The 6197-nt window shown below is 45.1% G+C and carries 5 protein-coding genes; 3 read left to right on the forward strand and 2 right to left on the reverse strand.

Annotated elements, in window-relative coordinates:
- Positions 1-11: 11 nt before the first annotated feature.
- On the reverse strand, positions 12-950 hold the full coding sequence (locus DS742_RS16570; protein ID WP_117418089.1) for a glycoside hydrolase family 43 protein: 939 nt from the start codon (positions 948-950) through the stop codon (positions 12-14).
- Positions 951-1161: 211 nt separating this feature from the next.
- Between DS742_RS16570 and DS742_RS16575 the strand changes: the two genes are divergently transcribed.
- The 3 genes from DS742_RS16575 to DS742_RS16585 are packed head-to-tail and all read left to right on the forward strand — an operon-like array spanning position 1162 to position 4684.
- Positions 1162-1938: an FAD binding domain-containing protein gene (locus DS742_RS16575; protein WP_117418090.1), complete on the forward strand. Its 777-nt coding sequence runs from the start codon at positions 1162-1164 to the stop codon at positions 1936-1938.
- On the forward strand, positions 1939-2406 hold the full coding sequence (locus DS742_RS16580) for a (2Fe-2S)-binding protein (RefSeq protein WP_117418091.1): 468 nt from the start codon (positions 1939-1941) through the stop codon (positions 2404-2406).
- 1 nt (position 2407) lies between these two features.
- Positions 2408-4684, forward strand: a complete 2277-nt coding sequence (locus tag DS742_RS16585) for a xanthine dehydrogenase family protein molybdopterin-binding subunit (RefSeq protein WP_117418101.1) — start codon at positions 2408-2410, stop codon at positions 4682-4684.
- A gap of 76 nt (positions 4685-4760) precedes the next feature.
- Here DS742_RS16585 and DS742_RS16590 read toward each other — a convergent pair.
- A partial coding sequence (locus DS742_RS16590) for a PspC-like choline-binding domain-containing protein (RefSeq protein WP_341457647.1) occupies positions 4761-6197 on the reverse strand: 1437 nt, incomplete at its 5' end.

Here is a 6197-nt window from a genome sequence, read left to right on the forward strand (position 1 = left end):
CCAAATTTTTCTTAAATAAAAACAGCGCATTTCAGTCTGTCATATTCCTCCTGGTTGATTGTCAAAACTGTCCCGTGTTTGAATCCGTAAGGAAAAGAAAAGGACTTATCTGACCGGATAAAGTTTCCGGAGGATATTGTGTCGGCTATAAATGGAACGTATCCCTGCTTTTCTTTTATCTTCGTACCATAATAATCCAGAAACAGGCACCAGCGTCCATCCTCAGTCCGGAATGCAGTAGGGGCTTCGTATTGCCCCTGTTCCAGTTTTTTCATTTCTTCACTGAATTCCGGGATGATGGAAAATGGACCGGTAATCCCCTCTGACTGAAGCAGTAATATGGCAGCAGGATTGGGATTGCTTTTCACAAAAAGATAAAAATTGTTATTATCCTTATATAGAGCAGAGTCAATGATATCACTGTCTTCCTTTTCGTATAATACGTTTGGACTGGTAAAATGTATGAAATCTCTGGTCCGGCTGTAATAAATTTTTTTGTGTCCGTAATTGTTGGAGGGGTGGGAAGAGGACCAGTGAATGAGATAATCACCCGCTTCTTCATCAAAGATGATATCAGGAGCCCATACACAGCCAAAGGGTTCGTCTCCCAGAGAAATCAGGCGGGGCGCGGACCAGTGAATCAAATCAGGGGATTGCCAGAGAACCAGGTTCCTGCTGCCGTATCTGCTGACATTATCCCAGCTGCCTTCATATTTTGTCTTAAAATTTCTTGCAAGGCTTAAGTCTGTGGCAAGTATGTAATAAATCCCTTCTTTTGTACGGCATATTGTAAAATCCCGTACTCCCCGCTCTCCTATGGTACTGGTAAGAATGGGACTGCCTCCATTCACCTCCTTCCAGTGAAACCCATCTTCGCTGATTGAAAAATAAACGGCCTCGCCATCCGGATCTGTCTTCTCTTTAAAGTGAACAAATAAATATGCCTGCATCGTAAATTATCCTTTCTGCTTTTTTTCCATCTTAACACTTGATGAGGGGCGGTACAAGTTGTTGATTCAGGAAAATAATATTGTCAAAACAGGGAAGAGTATGATATACTTTTTGAGGTTTTTAATAAATATATTGTCGAATATAAGCATAACTTATTAATGTGCACGTTGTTTACTGATAGATCCAGTTCTATTAGGGAGGAAAATTTTAGTGATCAGATTTAAGAATTACGTTAAGGCAGAAAGTCTGGAAGAAGCTTATGGTCTGAACCAGAAAAAAAGCAGTGTAATCGGTGCGGGAATGATGTGGCTGAAGGTTCAGAACCGGGTGAAGATGACTCTCGTGGATTTGTCAGGTCTTGGACTTGATGGGATTGAGGAAACTGAGGATGAGTTTATCATTGGAGCCATGTGCACTCTGCGCCAGCTGGAAGTCCATAAAGGGCTTGACCGGTATTTTAAAGGCTTATTTAAGGAATGCACCCGTTCTATCGTAGGAGTCCAGTTTCGAAACGGAGCAACAGCTGGAGGCAGCATTTTCGGAAGGTTCGGCTTTTCCGACATTCTGACCTGTATGCTTGCACTGGATACTTACGTTGAGCTTTATAAGGGAGGACTAATCCCCCTTGAGGAGTTTTGCAGGCAGAAATTCAATCGGGACATTCTAGTTAGAATCCGGATCAAAAAGGATGGAAGAAGGGCATTTTATTCCGCTTCCCGAATGACGAAAACGGATTTTCCTCTCATTGCATGCTGTGTGTCGGTAAAAGATGAGACTTTTTACGTGTCAGTGGGAGCCAGACCAGCACGGGCGGAGCTGGCTGTTATAAACCGTAAAGAAGCAGAAGATTTAAAGGAACTGGCTGTGCTGGCAGCGGACCGGTTTTGTTACGGTACAAACATGAGAGGCAGCGGGGAATACAGGAAGCATCTGGCAGAAGTTTATATCAAACGGCTTTTTATGGCACTGGACCGGGAGGAAGAGTAAATGCAGATTGAATTTACATTAAACGGGAGACTCATTTATGAGGAGACCAAAGAGGATGAAACTCTGTTTCACCTGCTGCGCAGGAAAGGATGTTACAGTGTAAAATGCGGCTGTGAAACGGAAAACTGCGGGCTGTGTACAGTCCTTGTCAATGGAGTTTCAAGGCTTTCCTGTTCTTATCTTGCGGCCAGGGCAGACGGCTGTGAGGTGGTGACTCTGGAAGGAGTGCAAAAAGAGGCGGAGGAATTCGGTTCTTACCTGGCTGCGGAAGGAGCAGAGCAGTGCGGTTTTTGCAGCCCTGGTCTGATTATGAATGTTCTTGCCATGGAAAAAGAGCTGGATTCTTTTGAGGAAGTGAAGGTCAAAGAATATCTGGCAGGCAATCTTTGCCGCTGCAGCGGATATATGGGTCAGCTGCGTGCTGTAAAAAAATACTTAAGCAGAGGAGTAAACAGGAATGAATGTTAAGATGCGCACCGTAAATACTTCTGTCAAAAAGAAGGATTCGAAAGCATTGGTGACTGGAAAACCTGTTTTTACAGATGATCTGGCACCAGGTGACTGCCTGATCGTAAAGGTTTTAAGAAGTCCTCATGCCCATGCCTTAATCCGGCAGATTGATACAGAAAAAGCTGAAAATGTGGATGGAATTGCCTGTATTCTTACGTACCGGGATGTACCTGGAAAACGGTTTACCATGGCTGGTCAGACTTATCCGGAACCAAGTCCCTATGACAGGCTGATTCTGGATAACCGAATGAGATTTGTGGGAGATGCTGCTGCAATCGTTGCAGGAGAAACAGAAGAAGCGGTAGACCACGCTCTCCGACTGATTAAAGTGGATTACGAAGTTCTGGAGCCGGTTCTTGATTTTAAAAAGGCAAAGGATCATACAGTACTCATTCATCCGGAGGATAACTGGGAAAGTCTTTGCCCGGTAGGCGCGGATAACCGCCGTAATTTATGTGCTTCCGGAGGAGAAGAGCATGGAGATGTGGATGGGTTATTAAATCAGTGTGATTACGTTGTGGAACAGGTATACCATACAAAAGCCAATCAGCAGGCCATGATGGAAACCTTCCGTGCCTATTCCTATCTGGATGCTTACGGAAGGCTGAATATGGTGGCATCCACCCAGGTTACCTTTCACGTGAGAAGAATCCTTGCTCATGCGCTGGATATTCCAAAATCAAGGATCCGGGTCATAAAACCCAGAATCGGAGGCGGATTCGGGGCCAAACAGACGGTAGTAGCAGAAGTTTATCCCGCAATCGTTACCATGAAAACCGGAAGAGCGGCCAAGATCATCTACAGCAGATACGAATCCCAGATCGCCTCCTCTCCCCGGCATGAGATGGAGGTACGGGTCCGGGTTGGGGCGGATAAGAACGGAATTCTTCAGGCAATTGATGTTTATACATTATCTAATACAGGAGCATATGGAGAACACGGGCCAACAACAGTTGGATTGTCGGGACATAAGTCCATACCTCTTTACAGAACGCCCAGAGCATTCCGGTTCGCTTATGATGTGGTTTATACCAACTGTATGTCAGCCGGCGCTTACCGGGGATACGGAGCCACTCAGGGGATCTTTGCAGTGGAATCCGCCATCAATGAGCTTGCGGAAAAAATAGGGATGGATAAAGTGAAGATCAGAGAGTTAAACATGGTGAGAGAAGGAGATGTGATGCCTGCTTACTATGGGGAAACTTTAAAAAGCTGTGCCCTTGACCGCTGTATGGCCCATGCTAAGAAAATGATGGACTGGGATAAAAAATATCCGAGAATCGATATGGGAAATGGAAAGGTCCGGGGAGTGGGAGTTGCCATGGCAATGCAGGGCTCTGCCATATCAGGAGTGGATGTAGCTTCTGTGGAGCTGCGTCTCAATGATGACGGGTTTTATACTCTTATGATCGGGGCCTCTGATATGGGAACAGGATGCGATACCACCCTGGCCCAGGTTGCGGCAGATTGTCTGGAATGTGATCTGGATCAGATAGTAGTTCATGGAACGGATACGGATGTATCCCCTTACGATTCCGGATCCTATGCCTCCAGCACCATGTATTTAACCGGTATGGCAGTTGTTAAGGCCTGCGGTGAGATGCGAGATAAAATTCTGGATAAAGGGGCGGAGTACTTATCCTGTGAAAAAAAGTCCCTGGAGTTTGACGGAACCAGGGTGTGGCAGCCAGAAAGCGGACTGGAACTATCTTTAAAGGATATTGGAAACAAGGTTATGTGCTTCAATGAAAAAATGCTCTCGGCGGGTGCTTCCCATACTTCTCCGGTATCTCCGCCCCCATTTATGGTAGGAATGGCAGAAGTAGAGGTAGATCAGGAAACCGGTGAGGCAGAGCTGATTGATTATGTGGCAGTTGTGGACTGTGGGACAACCATCAATCCGAATCTGGCCAGAATCCAGACGGAAGGGGGACTTGCCCAGGGAATCGGCATGGCTCTTTATGAGGATATTACCTATACGGAAAAAGGCCAGATGCAGCAGAACTCATTTATGCAGTATAAGCTGCCTTCCAGACTGGACGTAGGCACGATCCGGGTGGAGTTTGAAAGCAGTTATGAACCTACCGGTCCTTTTGGCGCAAAATCCATTGGAGAAATTGTTATTAATACTCCTTCTCCAGCCATTGCAGATGCCATTGCCAATGCGGTGGGGGCAAGAGTCAGGGAGCTTCCGGTTACGGCAGAAAAGATCTATCGGTGTATAAATAATAAATAATAAATAACAAATAACGAAAGCGGCTGCAGGATGGGAATCCAATCTTTGCAGCCGCCTTTGTTATTTACTTCAGTTATTATTTTAATTTATCGTAGCCGGACTCTTTGATGGTACCGTCACTGTTTGTGATATAGTATTTCTCATCGCCGTCTTTTACATTTGTTTTGCTCTTTGCAAGCTTACCGGATGTGCTGATTAAATATTCTTTGCCGTTGAATTCAACTACTTTGTATTTCTCATCTTTATCAGCCTTTAAGAGACGTCCCTGGATGTAAATGCTGTCATCAGTGATGCCGTTGTATCCTGCACCCTTGTTGCTTCCGGATTTGCGGAAGTTAAAGGTATAGGTTTCTCCGTCCAACTCAATGGTGGTTTTACCTGTGGCCATAGCGCCTTCCTTTGGTGAATTTCCAAAGTAGTAAACCAAACCGGTGTCATCTACTGCCGGAAGCTCGTTTTCTGTCTCGATTTCATCATATGATTCAATCGTACTGCCAGTTAATGTAAGCTTATAAAGTCCATGAAGCATTTCGCCTTTTTCATTAAAAGCATATTTGATGCCGTCAATGGATTTGATCTGGCTCTTTACAAGATTGCCGTCAGTATTTGCGTAGAACCAGTACTGGGTGTCATCATCATATGCTTCTGCGTCAAGTTCCTCGCTGGGAACTGCTTTAAACCAGCCCTTTGCCTGCCAGCATTCTTCAGGAAGATTATAATACTGGTTTGCTGAGCTTGCGGTGGAAGCGGAAGCAGGAGTTACCTCATACCAGTCATATTCTGCAGCACCGTATTCATTAAAACGGTATTTTTTGCCGTTGATGGTTTTTGTTGTATCAGTGGTCTTCTTACCGTTTGAGCCAAAGTAGAACCAGTAGGAACCATTAAAATTATCATCTTTCTCAGGTTCGTCTTCAACTTCTATGGATTTCCAGCCGTCTGCACGGGCTCCGTCTGAGGATGCGCCGCAGTAATAGATTCCTTCTTTCCATGCATCATCGCCTGTAATACGGGTTGATGCATCATCAAGCCAGCCATACAGCATTTTGCCTTCTGTATCAAATGCGTAGGAGCGAGTTTCCCCATTTGCAATTTTCACTGATTTAAAAGTGGTTTTACCGGTAGAAGATGCTTTATAAGCCTTACCGTTGCTGCCAAAATAATACCAGTTGGTATCTGCCGCGTCTTCTTCGTCACTGTCAGATGGAACTTCTCTCCATTCGTCGGTAACCATGGCACCTACGGAGTTCACGTAGTAATAATTGTCATCCGATTCGATTACCTGGCTGGTGGCAAGCTGACCGTCAGAATCTAAGTAAAACCAGTTATCTCCTGATTTTTTCCAGGTTTCTGTAGTTATGTCACCATTGTTATCATAGTACACCCAGCTGCCGTTTTCTTCGGCCCAACCTTGTGCTGCAAAGGATGTCATGGAGGCACCTATGGTAAAAAGCGCTGCAGCGCAGGGAATCAGCCATTTCAGTTTCCGTTTCTTCATAATAATCTCCATTCC

Source organism: Lacrimispora amygdalina, assembly GCF_003432035.1.
Lineage (GTDB): Bacteria > Bacillota > Clostridia > Lachnospirales > Lachnospiraceae > Lacrimispora > Lacrimispora amygdalina.

Excerpts from the sequence above, each read along its gene's own strand:
- DS742_RS16585 (WP_117418101.1), top strand. The coding sequence starts at position 2,408 with ATGCGCACCGTAAATACTTCTGTCAAAAAGAAGGATTCGAAAGCATTG.
- DS742_RS16570 (WP_117418089.1), bottom strand. The coding sequence starts at position 950 with ATGCAGGCATATTTATTTGTTCACTTTAAAGAGAAGACAGATCCGGAT.
- DS742_RS16580 (WP_117418091.1), top strand. The coding sequence starts at position 1,939 with ATGCAGATTGAATTTACATTAAACGGGAGACTCATTTATGAGGAGACC.